This is a genomic window from Anatilimnocola aquadivae (assembly GCF_049819085.1).
Lineage (GTDB): Bacteria > Planctomycetota > Planctomycetia > Pirellulales > Pirellulaceae > Anatilimnocola.
Window position 1 is genome coordinate 6,020,269 of record NZ_CP187419.1, and the last position, 16,825, is coordinate 6,037,093.

The window sequence follows — 16,825 nt, forward strand, 5'->3', positions numbered from 1 at the left end:
CCTGCAATCAAGTTTCGTCGATCAATGCCAGTAAGCACATTCACCTCGCGTGGCGGACGACCAGGTGTACATTGACAGGCATTGAACCCAGAACGACAACTCGTTCCGCGCCCACGCGTTGGTGGCGACGTGCGCGCCAGGCCGCCCGAGCCAGCACGCTGCTCGTCGTCGCTGCCTGGTCTGGCGGGCAACCTCCGGCCGCTCACGCACAAGGTTGGCTACCAATCTTAGGTGGCTCGGGAGCAGCTGCCGCGCCGAACCGCGAGCCTCTTGGCCATCTCATTTCGCGCACGCCGCATCCATCGGTCGCGCGAGTCGTGGTGCAAGAGAAGACTGGCGTTTCGTTCGGCAGCGGTTCGCTCGTTGATGTCCGCGGCGAGTACGGCCTGCTGGTGACCAACTGGCATGTAGTCCGCGATTCATCCGGTCCGATCTACGTCTTCTTCGCCGATGGTTTTCAAACGCCGGCCACCATCGTCAAGAGCGATCGCGATTGGGATCTCGCGGCCCTCAGCATTCGTAAGCCGCCTACTGCGCAGCCACTGACGCTGTCGACGACCGCGCCGCAGCCTGGTGAGTGGCTCTGCATTGCCGGTTATGGATCGGGCGATTACCGCGCGGCCGCTGGTCGCTGCACCCAATACGTTTCGCCCTCAACGAACCTGCCGTACGAAATGGTCGAACTGGCTGCCGAAGCGCGCCAGGGAGATTCCGGCGGGCCGATCTTCAACGAGAAGGGCGAAATCGCCGGCGTGCTGTTTGGTTCGGGCAAAGGCTCGACCTCCGGAAGCTACGCTCCGCGCGTCGCCAGCTTTTTGCAAGGCGTCGTTCCGGTAGGCCCACCATCCTTGGCTGGTGCTCCGCCCGCGCACGTTCCCGCAACGCTTCCTTCCGCTCCCTTGCCGGTCGAAGGACCTCCAGCCGCCGATGCGCATCTTTTTGCCGCAGCCACCCAAGTGCCTGGCGAGCAAAGCGAAGGAGAATGGAAAGCCCGGCAGGTGACGAGCGGCCAGCAGTCCACCTCGCCACCTTTGGCTGTGCAAATGGGCCCCGAGCCACCGCCTCGGCCCGTTGCCGCGATGATCGACCGGCCAAGTGAACCTCGTCCGCTGTTGCCATTGCCGGCTCGCCGCGCCGAACCACTCACGCTGGTGACTGGAGAAGAACCGGTCGAAGATCGAACCGCACTCCGGCCGACGCCAACCACTCGCGATCTGCCGATCCTCGATGGCCGCGACCTGGCCACGGCCGATCGCCACACCGGGCCGATCGCTGCCGAAGCGCTGAACGTCATTCATACGCCGCTCCCTTCGCGCGTCCCCACCAGCACACCACTGGAGACCGCGCCAGCCGATCAACTGATCGCGGCTGCTTGGAAGCAGGTCGGCGGCGACACGATCTGGGATCAAGGCAAAACCGCCCTCGCGGGCCTTGGCCTGCTCGGCCTGCTTTACCAATTCTGGCGGCTCAACAGTCGCCCCGATCCTATCGGGGATGATGAGTAAGCTGCGAGTTCCTTGCTGTGCACTGCCCCCGCGCCGTAAGTGCTTGTAGCTCAGCTGCGACCGGTTTGCACTTGTTCACAAACCGCCCCACCTCGGCGGCCGCCAACCGCGCCATTGCCGAGGAATTCGCACATTTTGCCGAGCCAACGAGCGAGGTTTGTGAACACCCCCTACTTGAGCGTGCCGCTACTTGCGTTCCGCGAAACATGGCTGCCTGGCACTACCTGATGAGGCAGAACGTCTCAGAAACTAGGGGTTTTTGGACAGGCACTCACTCTTGATTTTTGCCCGAAGTTGCTGCAGCTGCGTCACTTGCGGCTCGCAGGCAACTTTTGCAACGCGCTCTTTTTGTCCAATAACCGGGCGGGGCTTGGACAAGCCGTTCTTGCGCAACTACTGGCCCACCTCGCGAGCACGACGAAAGCGCAACCGTACTACGCGGGCACACGTCTTAGCAACCAAACTGTAAGAGAACGTGCCGATATTATTTCCATATGTAGAGTTATTGTCAATGAAATATTGTGCTATTTGAGAAAAACAATTGGCGACACCAAGGCCAGTTGCTGGCAGCCGAACCAGATCCAGTGATCGCTAGTTGGACGACTAGAGCAAGTTCATGCTAGGCCTGGCGCTATTTGGGCGGGTGGGGTAGGTTGGGGCCAACTTAAAGGAGTTGGCTCGATGTCTGCATACCCGACGGAATTTCGCGCTGTGGTGTTGGCGGCCTGCGATGCCGAGGCTGACACGAAGGAAGGTACGAAGGCGATTGGTTTGCGGTTCAAAGTTTCTGAATCGTGGATTCGCTCGATCAAGCAGCAGCGTCGCGAGACGGGGAAGATCGCGCCGCAGATCGCAGCTCCGCGTGTTCCCAAGTGGCATGCCTGGAGCGAGTGGTTGCTCGCGAAGATCACCGACCGGCCGGACATTTATCTGCGTGAACTGCAAGCCGAACTGAAGACCGAACTCAACGAAGAAGCTTGTCTGTCGACCTTGTGCAATGCTTGCAATGAACTCGAGCAATCGCGAAAAAAAAGACGCTGATTGCCAGCGAACAAGATCGCCCCGATGTCGCCTTGAAGCGTGTTCAATGGCGGGCCTCACAAGGTGAGATCGATCCAGCCAAAGTCGTGTTTATCGATGAAACTTGTGCCAAAACGAACATGACGCGGACCTTTGGTCGTTCGCTACTCGGCACCCGACTGAAGGAAAAAACGCCCTGCAGTCGCTGGGAAACCACGACGTTTCTCGGCGCGTTACGAGCCGAGGGATTCATCGCTCCGCTCACCATTGAAGGCCCGATCAACGGCCCATTGTTTCGCGCGTGGGTCGAGCAGGAACTGGCCCCACTCTTGCAACCTGGCGACATCGTCGTGATGGACAATCTATCCAGCCACAAGGTCACCGGAGTCCGCGAAGCCATCGCCGCAGTCGGAGCCGAACTCCGCTACTTGCCGCCGTACTCGCCCGACCTCAATCCCATCGAGCTGGCGTTCTCCAAGCTCAAAAAGCTACTCCGCGATGGTGCCGCCCGCACCGTCGACAAGCTCGGGGAACTCTGCGGTCAGGTGCTCGAACTCTTCACCGAACCCGAGTGCCGAAACTACTTCCACCACTGTGGCTACCGCCAGACCTAAAATGCAACCGCTCTAGTCCTACTTTCCGGGCGGCCGCTTGGATGCTGACTTCTTGCCCACTGGCTTCTTCGCAGAATCTGGCAGTTTATGCGGATCGGCCTTTCGCAATCTCCCCACTGCCTTCTTCTGCGTGGCCTGCTTCTTTGCAGCCGGTGGTTCCCCTTGATCTTTGGGCAGAATCATCCCGACTGGACTCGAAGGCAGTTTGCTGATTCGCACACGCTGCCCAAGGTGGGGCCCGTTCTTGTTGATTTCAATTTTCGCAGCCTCGACGCTCAATTGCTTTCGTCCGAAGTAGGTCTGCGCCAGACCGCAGGTCAGTTCCTGCCCATCATCCAATTCCACGTCAAATAGAAATGTGTTTTTCCGCCAACGAGCGACTGTCCCCTCGTAGTGACTAACGTCCTTTGCCAATTTGTATTCCCTTCCTGCGAGATGTGAGCAAGTGGCTTTTGCCAATGTGCCCAAAGCCGAGCCCCATGTCCAACAAAAAAGCCCCGGTGAATCTCACCGGGGCTTTGGTCGTTTTTTAGGTCAAGGTCGAAACAAGGACTAGTCCTTGTTTTCCTTCTTCAGCTGCGGAGTGCCGGGTGTGACGGCATCGTTGTTGTACTTGGCATCGGGAATGTTCTCGAACGAGCCAGCGATGGCAAAGTCGAGAGCGGCCGAATCTGCCTTGGCGGGAATGTGCGGCACTTCTTCGAACTTGGCTTGCGACTCGATCAGGTCGATCACCTTCCGTTCGATGATCTGGTTCCGCAGCGTGTCCATCGCACCTTGCTTTTCGATGCGGGCGCGAACGCGGCGAGGCGACTCGTCGTTCTGTTCGGCCAGCAATTCGATTTCGGTGTCGAAATCCTGGGGCTCGGCATCGATCTTTTGATCTTCAGCAATCCGCTCGAGGATGAAGTGTTCCTTCAGCGAACGGGCCGTGTAGGCCATGATGTTCTGCTGCAGGTCGTTCGCGTGGCTCTTGATCTGTTCTTGATTGAAGCCGTGCGATTGCAATTCCATCACGGCTCGTTCGAGCTCGCGGCGAGCTTGACGGCGGAGCAGGTCCGGCGGCAAGTCCCAGTTGGCGGCCACGGTCAGCAGCGAAGTGATCTGCTGGCGAACGCGTTGACGCTGCTGATAGCTGAGTTGCTTTTCGAGTTGCTTGCGAACTTCGGTCCGCAGCTCGCTCTCGTCGGCAAAGCCACCGATGCGATCGAGGAAGCCTTCGTTCAGTTCGGGATACTCGTACTTCTGTACGGCGACGAGACGAATCTCGATATCCACTTCCTGACCGCGAAGCTGTTCGTTGTCGGCGTCGGGTGAGATCGTGACCTTGGCTTCGGCCACTTCACCGGCCTTTTTGCCGATCAAAAGCTTGTCGAAACCTTCGAGCTTGGCGTCTTTGAACGTCAACGTCGGGTGGACGACGATTTCCGATTCGGTCTTTTGGGCAATCTGCTTGCCGTCGTGACGGAAGGTGAGTTCCATCGTGACGAGGTCGCCAGCTTGCACTGGTTCGCTGCTATCGACGACCTTGCTGTAACGGGCCAGCAGCTTCTTCAGGTAGGCGTCGACTTCTTCTTCGGCGTATTGGTGCACCGGACGCTCGAGCTTCATTCCTTGCCAGGCTGGCAGGTCGAACTCGGGGCGAACTTCGATTTTGAACTCATACCGCAGCGGACCCTCGGCCGGCAGGGTGATGCTGTTGTAATCGAAGTCCGGCTCGCTGATGGCCGAGAATTGTTGTTCGTCGCTGATCTGGGTCATGCTTTCCATGACCAATTTGCCTTTGACCTGATCGGTCACTTGCTCGCGGAAGCTCTTTTCGACCAGCTTGCGCGGGGCGCGACCGGCGCGGAAGCCGGGCAGTTCGGCCTTCGGCACGAGATCGTCGAACGCAGTCTTGAAGTAGCGTTCGATGTCTTCGCGCGAGACGGCCACGGTGACGTGTCGCTGGCAGGCCGAAGGCTTATCGACCTTGACCTCGAGGTTCATCTTCACTGCTTCTTCAGCAGCGGCGGCAGTGGTGTCTTCTTCCAATTCGGGAGCGCTCATCGTAGGTTCCACCCAGCGGCCCAGCTTGCAGGCGAGCTCGCAGATAGAGGAGGGAAAAGTCGTTGGCGACGGCTGTTACGGTGGTTGAGCACCAGTCCGCAACCTGCACGACCAACATCAGGCCCGTTTTAACAACAGATTGTCAACAAAAGTGTGTCTCGTCTCGCTGCAAAATCCGAGCCATCGGTGAGCTAAGGAGGATTGATACAATCCAACCTGCCCATCAACGACAAACCCGAAGTACAGCAGAAATCGCGGCACTTCGGGTAAGTAGAACTTCGCAGTGCTGATGCGGCAAGGACCTGTGGCGATGGTTCACCAAAGGTACTGGCCGCAGCCAAAAGAGCGGGTGATCGGACTCGAACCGACGACAGCCACCTTGGCAAGGTGGCGCTCTACCAACTGAGCTACACCCGCGTGTCAGTAGCCCGATAATTTTGCAGATCGCGACGGCTTTGTAAAGCCCCTGTCAGGAATGCCACAGTCTGTGCCCACTGATTTCTCAGCTGGCCGAATCGGACTCAAAAAACAACAACCTGACGGAAGTTTCCTCATCGACCAGTCCGCCGCCCAACTTGAACGGCCAGCCAGCAAATTCAGAGGCAATTCCGCTGCAGTATCCTTCAATATAGCACCAGATTTGGGTGCGGGAGAGAAGGATTTCGATCTGCAAAATCGACAACTCTGCCGGCTTGGCCTGATGGCAGCTTTAGGCTGCCTGGCGGGCCGACTGCTTTTGAAACCACCGTTTTGGCGAGAGCCAGCGGCGAAGGCGGCGCCATTCGGAGCGGGCGTCGCGATGCATGACGAACTCGTCGCCGTCCCAGTTCAGCTGGGCGATGTTGCCGGGCACTGCTTGCTGCCACTGCAGCTGAGCGTGCTTAGGAAAGAAGCCGGCCAGCGTATCGACGTCGCCGTTATCGAACCGCAACTTGTCGTACGGCAGCTTGGCAGTGATTTTTGGCGTGATGATGCTGATGTTGTAGCCGTAGCACTTCACCCTGGCCTGCGAGCAATCGAAGCCGGCAAGAATCAGGTTGTAGAGGACGATGCCAGCGTTCCAGAGCGTGACGTGACCGCCGACGATCTCGTGCTTCAGCGGCGGCACACTCACGCAGAGATAGCCACCTTCTTTCAAATCGCGATGTAACTTTTTCAAGAACAGATTGACGTTCAGCTGATGTTCGAGGACGTGCGAGGCCCAGACGCAATCGAACTGCTGGTCGAATTGCACATCGAGGTAATCGCCGGTCACCACACCGCCACCCATGAAGTCGAACATGTCCGTGGGCGTTACGGTTTTGCCGGCCTCGCGGAAGCGCTTGGTATGCAAGCCATAGCCACAGCCCACGTCGAGCACGGTTTGAAAGGAAAACGCGCTCAGCAGTTTGTTGAGGGCTTGTTCGGCCTTGAGCGGCTCGCGTTGGGACATGACGACCTCGGTAATGATTGACGTACGTGATTGAACGAAGTTAAGCAGCCCGGCGAGCAGGGTTGCTCCAGGGAGCGAGCAGCCGCACCACGTGCGACCACAGTCCCTGTGATGTTTCCGGAAAATCGACGGCGCCGACGAGTAGTTGATTGACGATCGCCGGCAGCCGGCGAGGAATTTCGGCATGCGTCCACTGCTGGCTCATGACGCGGTGATAAGCGGCTGCGACCCGCTCGATGGTGAGCGACGAATGTTGCCCGCGCAGTTCGGTGGTCACTTGCGCTGTGGCCGCGCCATCGTTGTCGAGGCAATACACGGCCCCATCGTGGCGATAAGTGGATAGCCCGTAACACAGCACCGGCAGCTGCTGGCCCAGTGCTTCCACACCCACGGATGAATTCACGAGTGCCACCGCGCGGCACTTTTCCACCGCCGCAGCAAAGCTGGGGCTCTCGTCCCAGGTGCCGCCGAGTCGCAAGGTGAGTTGCTTCAGGTGAGCATCGAGCGGAGCCTTGGGATGCTGGCGGACGCGCACGGGCAGTTGCGAGTTGCGGCAGAGAAATTCCACCAGCGCGTGCATGTTCGGGAACCAAGGCGAAAGCTGCGTGATTTGTGTATCGTCGTCGAGTTGCAGTGGCACGAGCAGATCGCCCTGGGCTCGTACCGGCAAGCGCGTCTTGCCCATTGCCACCAGAGGCTCGTTCGACCAGCTTGTCGTCGCATTGATGCCGGCGGTATCGATCTGGCAGGTGCCTCGTTGCGGGTTCCAGCCCAGTTCGACATAGGCGACGCGGGCTTTCATCGCAGCCAGTTCGGCCAGTGCGGCGGCATAACCCGGATGGACGCCGTTCCACACAAAGGCGGCATGACAGCGCTGCAGACGTCGCGAGTGGGGAACTCGGCCGGAGAAAGGTCCGCGCCAGCGAACCACACGGTGACCGAGGGCGGAGCAGGTATCGGCAATGGCCTGGAGCGCAGGCTTGGCTAACGGGCACGTGCGGTCTTCGACGAGAATCGTTTTCATCCTTGGCGACTGCGCCTCCCTGTGCCTGCATTCGCGCGCTTCCTCCTGAAGCGCATGCGTAGCCATTGTCTACCAAAAACGAGAATCGCGACCAAGACGAATCGGGCCGCTAGCACTGCTCGCTGCCCCTATGGTCGTCATCTTGCTCCGAGATGGTGCTTTCAAGTTCTTGGCACGATTCGCGCTCTAATCATCTCGATGGAGCGAGATGACTACCGAACGAAGAAGAACTAATCGTTCAGTGGCACGACGTCGACTGCGACCCGCATGCGGTGTTTGCCGCCGCCGACGAGCACGCCCTTGATGGGGCAGATGTCTTCGTAGTCGCGTCCCCAGGCAAGCGTGACGTGGCCAGTGCCGGGAATGACGTTGTTGGTCGGATCGAAATCGATCCAGCCTGCTTCGGGCGAGAACGCGGCGACCCACGCATGCGAAGCATCAGCCCCGATCATGCGAGGTTGCCCCGGCGCAGGTGAAGTGAGCAAGTAACCACTCACGTAACGAGCAGGCAGCCCCAGCGACCGCAGGCAGCCAATCTGCAAATGGGCAAAGTCCTGACAGACGCCGCGACGAATGCGCAGGACTGTCTCCAGCGATGTAGTGATGGTGGTCGCCGTGGGATCGTACTTAAATTCGGTATGAATCCGCTTCGTCAGGTCGAGCACTGCTTCCAGCCAAGGACGTCCCGGGGTGAACGAAGGCTCGGCCAACTGCCGCAGCGCAGCTGTGGCGCGCACGTAGTGAGAGTCGAGCACGAACTGCCGAGCTTCGAGCCACCAGGGTGGTTGACCCAAGCTGAAGCGGTCGCGAATGTCTTCCCAGGGCGGCGTGGAAGATGGCGCGGGGATCTCGGGCGGCAAGACCTGCACCTGGCTAACAGCGGTGACCGTCAGCCGATTGTGAGGCTGTTCGATCGCAAATTGCGCCGTGTGATTGCCGAAGTAATCGGTGCGGTGATCGAGATGCACCGGTTCGGGACGAACGCGAATGCGGTGTGTCAGGCACGATTGCCGGCGATGATCGCGGGGCCAGAGGGTGATTTCGTTGTGGCAGACCGGGACCGCTTCCGAATAGTCGTAGATCGTGGTGTGGGTGACTTTGTATTTCACGTGCTTGGCGATCCTTCTGTGAGAGCGGGCTTAAACAACCCGGCCGGAAGGACGAATTTCGTTCAGCTGACGCGATGGTCCAGCATGGATCAAGTAATTGCGGCTGATCTCGTCCGAGAGCATGCGCAGCTGTTCGCTATGTCGTTGCAAGAACCGTTCGAGCGCCGAGCGACGTCCCTGGCGATCGAGATTGGACAAAGCAAAGACATCGGCCAATCGCAACTGCGTGCACGTATCGAGCACCAGGCGCTGCTCGGTGCTGAGGAGCAACTGACGATTTGAATGAGGCAACGAATCGACATGACCTTGCAGGGCCACCGCTTGAAACGCGACCGAACGCGGGTTGGTTTCATCTGTCAGCAGCAAATCGAGCAGCGGCGGCAGCTGCAGCGTGGTGAGATAGCGATTGCGATAGGTCATCGAGCTATCGGCAATTTCCAGCAACGCTTCGAACAGGGAATCTTCGTCCGCGGGCGGTTCGACCAGGGCCACCTTGAGAACGGTCATCGCTTGCAGCGACCGTTCGAGTCGGCGACCAAGATCGAGGAACCGCCAACCGGGACCGCGAGTCATGCTCTCAGTACCCATACCGCTGAAGGCGGCCAGATCGAGAATCAGGCGGTTGAGCATCGGCAGCGAATCGGCCAGCTGTGTTCCCGATTCGCGGCCGGGGTTCGTTAGCTCTTGTCCCAGGCGATTCAAGATGCGCCAGCTATCGAGCGAAAGGCGATCGCGCACGACAGTCGCCGCCGAGCGCATGGTGTTGGCCATGCTGGTGAGGCTGTTGCGGGCAGGATCGGAAATCCATTTGCCAAGCTCGGTTTCGATTTGCACCATCGCGGGCGACGTGATCGACAGCCGTAGCGGAGCCGGAAAGGCCATCAAATCGGCGAGCATCTTGAGCAACGGCCCCAGGCTGTGCGAGCCGATCGTCGTTGTTTCACTCGTGAGCCGCGTGAGCGTCGTGCGCAAGACGCGGGCTGTTCCTTCGAGCCGTTCGACATGCCGGCCCAGCCAGAACAAGTGATCGGCCACGCGACTGGGAAGATCGTTGCCGCTACGTTGCAACGAGACGGGCGTGCCAGCGGGATGGAGCAGCGAAACATTGTTCACGGGGCCATCGGCCAGCACCCAAACGTCTTTGCTCCCTTGGCCACCCAGCGCTGATTCGGCCAGCGGGTCGGACGACGTCGAAACGCGAGCGAGGCCGCCAGGCATCACTTCGTAGCCATCGCCTGAAGCAACGGCGAAGGTGCGCACCGCCACGTGACAGGCTCGCATGCTGCCGCCCGCCCACATCGGCGCCGACGATCCCGTCACCAGATCTTGCGCGACGTAATCTTGTGGCCGAGCCTTGATTCGCTCGAGCCATTCGCGACGTTGATCCTGCGCGAGCATCGCGCCAGAAACAGCCGTACCGCGCCCGATGGGAAAGCTGGGCTTCACCACCAGCTTGTCGAAATTCTCGGTCACATACTGCAGCGATTCGCCATCGCCGCACCACCAGGTGCGCACCGAAGGGAGCTTCAATTCTTCTCGCAAAAAGAATCTCGCCAGGGTCGGCAAAAACGGCACGAGCGCGGCACTTTCGACCACGCTGGAGCCGAGCGCATTTGCCAGCAACACATTGCCGCTGCGGGCCGCGTGAGTAAGGCCTGGCACGCCTTGAATGGAATCGCCGCGCAGTTCGAGCGCGTCGCAGTTCTCATCGCGCACGCGGCGCAAGATGACATCCACTCGCAGCAAGCCGCCCAGCGTTTTCAAATAGACCTGATTCTCGCGGACCGTCAGATCGCCACCCTCGACCAGGGCGAATCCCAAGTAACGCGAGAGATAGGCGTCTTCAAAATAGGTCGGGCTCGTCGGCCCAGGACTGAGCAAAACCGTACGAGGCTGTTCTTGATTGCGTGCGCCGGCTTGCAGTGTCTCTCGCAGGGTGGCGAAGAAGCGGGCGAGCCGTTCGACCTGGCAATCGCGGAACACATCGGGGAGCATCCGCGACATGACGAGCCGATTTTCGAGCGCGTAGCCGGCCCCGGTTGGTCCGCGGGTGCGGTCGGCAATGACCAGCCATTCGCCCGAGCGATCGCGGGTGAGATGCACCGCCGACAGATATAAGTAGCGATTGCGCGGGACGGGCAGGTCTTTGCAGGGGCGCAAAAATCCCGGATGAGCAAACACGAGTTCCGGCGGCAGCAGTCCTTCGGCCAGCAACCGCTGCGGGCCGTAGAGATCGGCCAACACGAGGTTCAGCAAGGTAGCCCGCTGAATCAACCCTTCCGAGATCTTTTTCCAATCGGTGGCCGGCAACAGCAGCGGAATGGCGTCGAGTTCCCAGGGGCGCGAAAGGCCTGCAGGGTCGCCGTGAACATTGTAGGTGACGCCGTTTTCGCGAATCACCCGCCGGGACTGCTCCCAACGGCGAGCAATTTCGTTGCTCCCCAGCTGACCGAGCAGCGGCATGAACTTTTGCCAATGCGACCGAAGAGTGCCCTCGGGCGACAGCAACTCGTCATGGACGTGCGGGTAGGGCTGGTAGCCCTTTAGCAGGTCTCGACCAGTTTGCGAATCGTTGGCAACCACTCCCGGCAACATAGTTTCTCGCGCGGTGTCAACGAAAGGCGTGACCGGAAAACTCGGATGATTCAGCCGGCCGCTCTTCCGGATGAATACCGAACAGCTGCCGGCAAACTGCAGCCAGCATAAGTGCGAGGGAAGCTGCGGGACAAGGGCAGAATAGTCCCGCTAGCGGTCATTGCGACGAAACCACTTCCAATGTTGACGGTGGTGCCGCAAAGAACGTCTCGTGAATCGCCGCCCCCACCTCGTTCAATTTCACCTGAAAACCATCGATAAACTCGTGCAGTCCGCCATCAATGATTTCACGAATAAGCGAATAGTTCACATCGGCTCGCAAACGACCGAGCTTCTGTTCCGCGACATTGTACACGCGATCGGCCCGGCCGCCGGCAATCGCACTCAGGGACTTTTCCGATTCGATCAGGCAGTGATGCATCGCCCGGGGAAATTCGCGGTCCAAAATAAGGAAATCGGCCACCGATTCCGGTGCGATCCGCCCGTGTCGCTTGCGGTACATCTCGAGCGCACTTGCCGACTCCAGCAGGGCGCCCCATTGAATGGTATCGATGTTGGTACCGACATCACCCACGCTAGGGAGCAGGATGAAGTACTTCACATCGAGAATTCGCGAAGTCTTGTCGGCCCGTTCGAGCAGGCGGCCGAGGCGGGCAAAATGCCAGGGCTCGTCGTGCGACATCGTCGCGTCGGTGATTCCTTCCATCAGATGGCTGGCTAGAATCACCTGGGTGAAGAACTCGTAGGGGGAGTCCAGAATCGATTGATCGTTGGCGGCAGCTCGCACGCTGAGGAAGAACTTGTTCAGTTCCTCCCACATCATGGTGCTGATCATCTCACGCACGGTGCGGGCGTTTTCGCGGGCAAACCGCAGGCACGAGACAATCGAATTGTCGTTCTTCGAGTCGAAGGCCAGAAAATCGATCACATTCCGCTGCGTGAACTCGCCATAGAGTTCGGCAAAGCGTTCCTGATCGCCACTGGTATAGATGAGCGGTGCCCACTGGCTGTCGGCCGCGGTACCCAATTCGAGTGACAACTTGAGATTGACGTTAATGAAGCGCGCGATGTTCTGCGCGCGTTCAATCGCCCGGCTCATCCAAAAAATCGAATCTGCGACTCGGCTTAACATTCCTCAAGATGCCTGTCTGACGTTGCCAGTCTTGATTAGTTCGGTAAGCGTATGACGTGTGACGGGCTGCTGCCCTAGCTGCTCTGGTATTGCGATTGCGACTGCGAGCCATTGCCATTCGACATCGACTGTCGTTGGGTAGCCACGCGTCCGCCAGAATAGCCATTGCGAAGCACCCAGGTATCTTTGCTGCCGCCACCCTGCGAAGAATTTACCACGAGCGAGCCTTTGCGCAAGGCTACCCGCGTCAACCCGCCGGGAAGCACGAAGATATCCTTGCCGTACAAAATGTACGGCCGCAGATCAACGTGCCGGCCTTCAAAATGATCTTCCACAATCGTGGGGACCCGCGACAAGCCGAGCATCGGCTGAGCGACGTAGTTGCGCGGATTGGCGCGGATCAGGTCTTTGTACTTTTCCAGTTCGGCCTTGCTCGCCCGGGGGCCGAGCAGAATGCCGTATCCGCCCGATTCGTTCGCTGGTTTGATCACCAGCTTGTCGATATTGGCGATGACGTGTTCACGCTGTTTGTCTTCACCGCAGACAAACGTCGGCACGTTCGGCAGAATGACGTCTTCCTTGAGGAAGTACTTGATCAGTTCGGGAACAAAGGCATACACGGCCTTATCGTCCGCCACGCCGGTACCTGGTGCATTGGCCAAAGCCACGCGTCCAGCGCGATAGACGTCCATCAAGCCCGGCACGCCGAGCGTTGAATCAGCTCGGAAGGTTTTGGGGTCGAGAAATTCGTCGTCAATGCGGCGATAGATCACATCGACGCGTTCGAGACCTTTGGTGGTCCGCATGAAGACGTGACCATTCGTCACGCACAGGTCGGAACCCTGCACCAGTTCCACGCCCATGCGCTGGGCGAGGAAGCAATGCTCGAAATAGGCGCTGTTGTAGATGCCGGGGGTGAGCACGACGACCGTGGGGTCGTTCACTCCTTCCGGCGCGATGTGCTGCAACATGTCGAGCAAGCGGTCGGGATAGTCTTCGACCGGCAGTACCGAGAAACCATCGAAGCCCTGCGGAAAAGTCCGCTTCATGATTTCGCGATTTTCGAGCACGTACGATACGCCCGACGGACAACGCAAGTTGTCTTCGAGGACGTACATCTGGCCGTTGGTATCGCGAACCAGATCGGTGCCCGTGATATGGCACCAGATTCCCTTGGGCGGAGTCATGCCGCGGCAAGGTTCGAGCAGATTCTTGGCCGAACCGATCAGCCAATCGGGGACGACTTTATCGCGTACGCAATGCTGCGCATTGTAAACGTCGTCGATGAACATGTTCAGCGCGGTAATACGCTGCTTGAGCCCGCGCTCGATCATGTCCCATTCGCCGCCATCGATGATGCGCGGCACCAGGTCGAAGGGCCACACTTTTTCGGTGCCCGCTTCGTGGCCGTAAACATTGAACGTGATGCCCATATTGAGCAGGGCAAGCTCGGCCGATTTTTGTCGCCGTTGCAACTCACCCGCTGACAGCGACTGCAGACGACTGACGAGATGCTGACTACGTTCGCGCGGCCGACCGGGGGCCTCGAACATTTCGTCGTAGAATTCGTCCGTCTGGTACGCGCTAAAATCCATCACCGACCCTCCGCTGGGACGTGCGTTAGGATGAGACTGCCCAACCTTTAGGCAGCTACCGACCAGATCAGTGGCAAAGTAGCTAGTTGCGAAGTCACAAAGCACAGGTTTCCCCAATTTGGCAACTGTTATGCCAACTGACAAGCGCCTGAGGGCTGATCGAGCGGCGAAAGACTCTTTTCACGAAAAAAGTCAATTACCAAAAACCGGCCCGCACAGCGAGTGAAGTTCTCGCCGGTGGCAGTTCTTCGCCAATCGTGCTCCTTGTTACTATCGGCTGGGCCGGAGGCCGGGGCACGAAAAACCCAAGAACAGCCGCCCTGAACGAGCCTGGGGCTTATTCCAGCGCGCGTCGCTGGAATTGCGCGATTAGCTGGTCCTGAATCACTTGCACAATGCGATTCGCAACTTCGTCTTTCGACCCGCGGGCCGCCAAAATGACTTGCCCCTCGCGATCGAGCAATTCAATCTCGTTGTCGTCCGCATCCATCGCCGTGGGACCGTTGAGCACAATCAGGTCACAGTGCTTCTTTTCCAGCTTAGTAATCGCCTTGAAGCGGGCATCGTCGGTCTCGAGGGCGAAACCCACGACCCACTGATCGGACCGTTTTTCACTCCCCAGCGTGGCGATGACGTCCGGCGTTTCCACCAGCTGAAGCAACAAGGGCTGGCCGTTCTTCGCAATCTTGTGCGTTTCGACCTGCATGGGCCGATAGTCACACGGGGCTGCGGCTCCAATCACTCCATCGCAGCGAGCAAACTCCTGCCGCGCAGCTGCCAGCAGATCTTCCGTCGAGATAATCGGAATCACCCGCGCGGCAGCCGGATATTCCACATTCACCGGCCCGCTGATGATCACCACCTCGTGCCCCAAATCCAAAGCGGCTTGTGCGAGCGCTTTGCCCATGCGGCCACTGGAGCCATTCGTCAAATAGCGAACCGGGTCGAGATACTGCCGCGTGGGGCCGGAGGTAATCAGGATGCGAGCCATGCAGGGAGGGGTTCTATTGACTGAAGTAGCCCGACGCGTGAGCGAGGGAGAAGTGCAAATCGACATCCATTTTAGCTTCACCCTCGCTCACGCGTCGGGCTACTTGTCAATGATTCGTCGCAAACTCGGCCGTGTTGAGGACAGCCCACAGCAAATCACTCCAGGCTTTGTTCTTTTCGCCGGGCGAACGACTGGCGACGTGTTTCAGAAACAGGGTGCGCTCGTCAGCGGTGGGCAAGCGAGTAACGGTTGCGAGGAACATCGCTTCGAGCTTTTCGCCTTCGTCGAACAGCGGAGCATCGAGGGCGAGCAACAGCGGACTTCGTTCGGCGGTGGTGGCTTCGGTCAGGTCATCGCCGTTGAGGAGTGTGAGTGCCTGCAGGACACCGGCCTGATACTCAAGCGGCGAGCGTCCTTGGCCTTGCATCTTGGTGAGGAACTGTTGTCGCTGAGGATCGAGCAGCGGGCTGCGCAGATTGAGTCCGGGTATTTCACCTTGGCCGCGACGGACGAGGACGCGATTGAGCGAATCGTATAGTTGTTCAGCGGAGAGTGACTTGACCGGCATGTGGGCGTACATCTCGGGGGGCACTTCGCTGGCCGTCCAGCGACTCGTCCGCTGGTAGGTTTTTGTCAGTGCGAGGGTCCGCAGCATTTCGCGCAGGTCGAAGCCGGTATCGATAAAGTACTGAGTCAGTTCATCAAGCAGTTCGGGATGCGACGGCGGATTGTGTGGACCGAGGTCATCGACCGGTTCAACGAGCCCCCGGCCGAACAGGATCGACCAGCAACGATTCGCGGCAGCGCGAGCCAGATACGGATTGTCGCGCGAAGCCATCCAGATGGCGAGTTTCTCGCGCCGCGTTCCCAGTTCATCGGTAGCCGGCTTACGACCGCTGGGGAATTTCGGCGGCACAATGGTCTCGCTGTTGGGAATTTTCACTTCGCCCGCTTCGAGATCGATCAGCCTCGCTTGCATGCCGGGGACATTGTTCTCGGGCCGCTGCAACTGAGCAAAGAACGACGCATAGCCCCAAAAATCGGCCTGCTTCCAATGATCGGTGGGATGATCGTGGCACTCCGCACATTCGATTTGCAGGCCGAGAAAAATGCGAGCAGTGCTCGAAGCAAGTTTTTCCGGAGCCAGATTGAGCGACGTGTAATAGAGCGCCGGCCCTGCATCATCGCCGGCGGTCGCGACGAGAAGTTCCGAAACTAGGTTGTCGTAGCGCAGATTCTCGACAAAACGCTGCCGCAACCAATTCTGCACGCCCACGACACTCGTGATCTGCTCCAAGCTGACACCGCCGGGCAACATGATCGACCGCCACAGATTGGCCAGATGATTCGCGTGCGCTGGCGAGGCGAGTAATTCGTCGATGAGCTTGGCACGTTTGTCGGCTCGCTCATCGGCGAGGAACTTGCGCACCTCGGCGACGCGTGGAATGGTGCCGGTCAGGTCGAGGTAGGCACGTCTTAAGAACTCAGCATCGTCTGCCTGGTCAGCAGCCGCCAGCTTGGCTTTCGCCAGCGATTCGTCGATTCGCTGATCGATCTTGGCGACCATCGCCGCGCGAGCAAGGTTCGCTTCCGGTTCGCCGGCAAGTGCCGAGATAGTCCCGAACACGATCGCGCAAAGACAGACCGTTGGTATTAGTAGACTGCAAGTAACTTGCTTGAGCATCGATCCGCCCTCAGAAGAGATGCCTGTGATTGTAGGCTGTTCGCCGGCGGATCGCCAAACTTGGAGGGCGGGAAT

General features: G+C 59.1%; 13 protein-coding genes and 1 tRNA gene. 4 read left to right on the forward strand and 10 right to left on the reverse strand.

Annotated elements, in window-relative coordinates; genetic code table 11:
- Window positions 1-71: 71 nt before the first annotated feature.
- The 4 genes from NA78x_RS23685 to NA78x_RS23700 all read left to right on the forward strand — a co-directional run bounded on the left by NA78x_RS23685 (window position 72) and on the right by NA78x_RS23700 (window position 3,493).
- The gene (locus tag NA78x_RS23685) at window positions 72-1,505 is read left to right on the forward strand and encodes a trypsin-like peptidase domain-containing protein (protein WP_425614861.1); all 1,434 of its coding nucleotides are present in this window, start codon (window positions 72-74) and stop codon (window positions 1,503-1,505) included.
- 681 nt (window positions 1,506-2,186) lie between these two features.
- Entirely contained in the window at window positions 2,187-2,546 is a 360-nt protein-coding gene (locus NA78x_RS23690) for a hypothetical protein (RefSeq protein ID WP_425613962.1), read from the forward strand.
- 32 nt (window positions 2,547-2,578) lie between these two features.
- The gene (locus NA78x_RS23695) at window positions 2,579-3,139 is read left to right on the forward strand and encodes an IS630 family transposase (protein ID WP_425614862.1); all 561 of its coding nucleotides are present in this window, start codon (window positions 2,579-2,581) and stop codon (window positions 3,137-3,139) included.
- 87 nt (window positions 3,140-3,226) lie between these two features.
- The gene (locus tag NA78x_RS23700) at window positions 3,227-3,493 is read left to right on the forward strand and encodes a hypothetical protein (protein ID WP_425614863.1); all 267 of its coding nucleotides are present in this window, start codon (window positions 3,227-3,229) and stop codon (window positions 3,491-3,493) included.
- Between the two features lie 198 nt (window positions 3,494-3,691).
- On the opposite strand, the gene tig is transcribed toward NA78x_RS23700, so the two are convergent.
- From tig to NA78x_RS23750, 10 genes are all read right to left on the reverse strand, one after another.
- Window positions 3,692-5,188, reverse strand: a complete 1,497-nt coding sequence (gene tig, locus NA78x_RS23705; protein ID WP_425614864.1) for a trigger factor — start codon at window positions 5,186-5,188, stop codon at window positions 3,692-3,694.
- A 344-nt stretch (window positions 5,189-5,532) separates the two neighbouring features.
- Window positions 5,533-5,605: transfer RNA gene (locus NA78x_RS23710), tRNA-Gly, on the reverse strand.
- A gap of 292 nt (window positions 5,606-5,897) precedes the next feature.
- Complete coding sequence (locus NA78x_RS23715) at window positions 5,898-6,620, reverse strand: class I SAM-dependent methyltransferase (protein WP_425614865.1); 723 nt, start codon at window positions 6,618-6,620, stop codon at window positions 5,898-5,900.
- Window positions 6,621-6,660: 40 nt separating this feature from the next.
- Window positions 6,661-7,644: a hypothetical protein gene (locus NA78x_RS23720; RefSeq protein ID WP_425614866.1), complete on the reverse strand. Its 984-nt coding sequence runs from the start codon at window positions 7,642-7,644 to the stop codon at window positions 6,661-6,663.
- A gap of 230 nt (window positions 7,645-7,874) precedes the next feature.
- Entirely contained in the window at window positions 7,875-8,753 is an 879-nt protein-coding gene (locus tag NA78x_RS23725; RefSeq protein ID WP_425614867.1) for a transglutaminase family protein, read from the reverse strand.
- A gap of 30 nt (window positions 8,754-8,783) precedes the next feature.
- Window positions 8,784-11,348 (reverse strand): circularly permuted type 2 ATP-grasp protein, encoded by a 2,565-nt coding sequence (locus NA78x_RS23730; protein WP_425614868.1) that lies wholly within the window; start codon window positions 11,346-11,348, stop codon window positions 8,784-8,786.
- A 157-nt stretch (window positions 11,349-11,505) separates the two neighbouring features.
- Window positions 11,506-12,480, reverse strand: coding sequence for an alpha-E domain-containing protein (locus NA78x_RS23735; RefSeq protein ID WP_425614869.1), 975 nt, complete (start codon window positions 12,478-12,480; stop codon window positions 11,506-11,508).
- Between the two features lie 74 nt (window positions 12,481-12,554).
- Window positions 12,555-14,075, reverse strand: coding sequence for a circularly permuted type 2 ATP-grasp protein (locus tag NA78x_RS23740; protein ID WP_425614870.1), 1,521 nt, complete (start codon window positions 14,073-14,075; stop codon window positions 12,555-12,557).
- 337 nt (window positions 14,076-14,412) lie between these two features.
- The gene (locus NA78x_RS23745; RefSeq protein ID WP_425614871.1) at window positions 14,413-15,066 is read right to left on the reverse strand and encodes a phosphopantothenoylcysteine decarboxylase; all 654 of its coding nucleotides are present in this window, start codon (window positions 15,064-15,066) and stop codon (window positions 14,413-14,415) included.
- A 106-nt stretch (window positions 15,067-15,172) separates the two neighbouring features.
- A complete protein-coding gene (locus tag NA78x_RS23750) occupies window positions 15,173-16,750 on the reverse strand; it encodes a DUF1549 domain-containing protein (RefSeq protein WP_425614872.1) in 1,578 nt (525 codons plus the stop codon).
- Window positions 16,751-16,825: the final 75 nt, after the last annotated feature.

What these genes read in the sequence shown, in the direction of transcription:
- NA78x_RS23740 (WP_425614870.1), bottom strand. Translation starts at nt 14,075, where the DNA reads ATGGATTTTAGCGCGTACCAGACGGACGAATTCTACGACGAAATGTTC.
- NA78x_RS23750 (WP_425614872.1), bottom strand. Translation starts at nt 16,750, where the DNA reads ATGCTCAAGCAAGTTACTTGCAGTCTACTAATACCAACGGTCTGTCTT.
- NA78x_RS23735 (WP_425614869.1), bottom strand. Translation starts at nt 12,480, where the DNA reads ATGTTAAGCCGAGTCGCAGATTCGATTTTTTGGATGAGCCGGGCGATT.
- NA78x_RS23730 (WP_425614868.1), bottom strand. Translation starts at nt 11,348, where the DNA reads ATGTTGCCGGGAGTGGTTGCCAACGATTCGCAAACTGGTCGAGACCTG.
- NA78x_RS23715 (WP_425614865.1), bottom strand. Translation starts at nt 6,620, where the DNA reads ATGTCCCAACGCGAGCCGCTCAAGGCCGAACAAGCCCTCAACAAACTG.
- tig (WP_425614864.1), bottom strand. Translation starts at nt 5,188, where the DNA reads ATGAGCGCTCCCGAATTGGAAGAAGACACCACTGCCGCCGCTGCTGAA.
- NA78x_RS23720 (WP_425614866.1), bottom strand. Translation starts at nt 7,644, where the DNA reads ATGAAAACGATTCTCGTCGAAGACCGCACGTGCCCGTTAGCCAAGCCT.
- NA78x_RS23745 (WP_425614871.1), bottom strand. Translation starts at nt 15,066, where the DNA reads ATGGCTCGCATCCTGATTACCTCCGGCCCCACGCGGCAGTATCTCGAC.
- NA78x_RS23690 (WP_425613962.1), top strand. Translation starts at nt 2,187, where the DNA reads ATGTCTGCATACCCGACGGAATTTCGCGCTGTGGTGTTGGCGGCCTGC.
- NA78x_RS23700 (WP_425614863.1), top strand. Translation starts at nt 3,227, where the DNA reads ATGCGGATCGGCCTTTCGCAATCTCCCCACTGCCTTCTTCTGCGTGGC.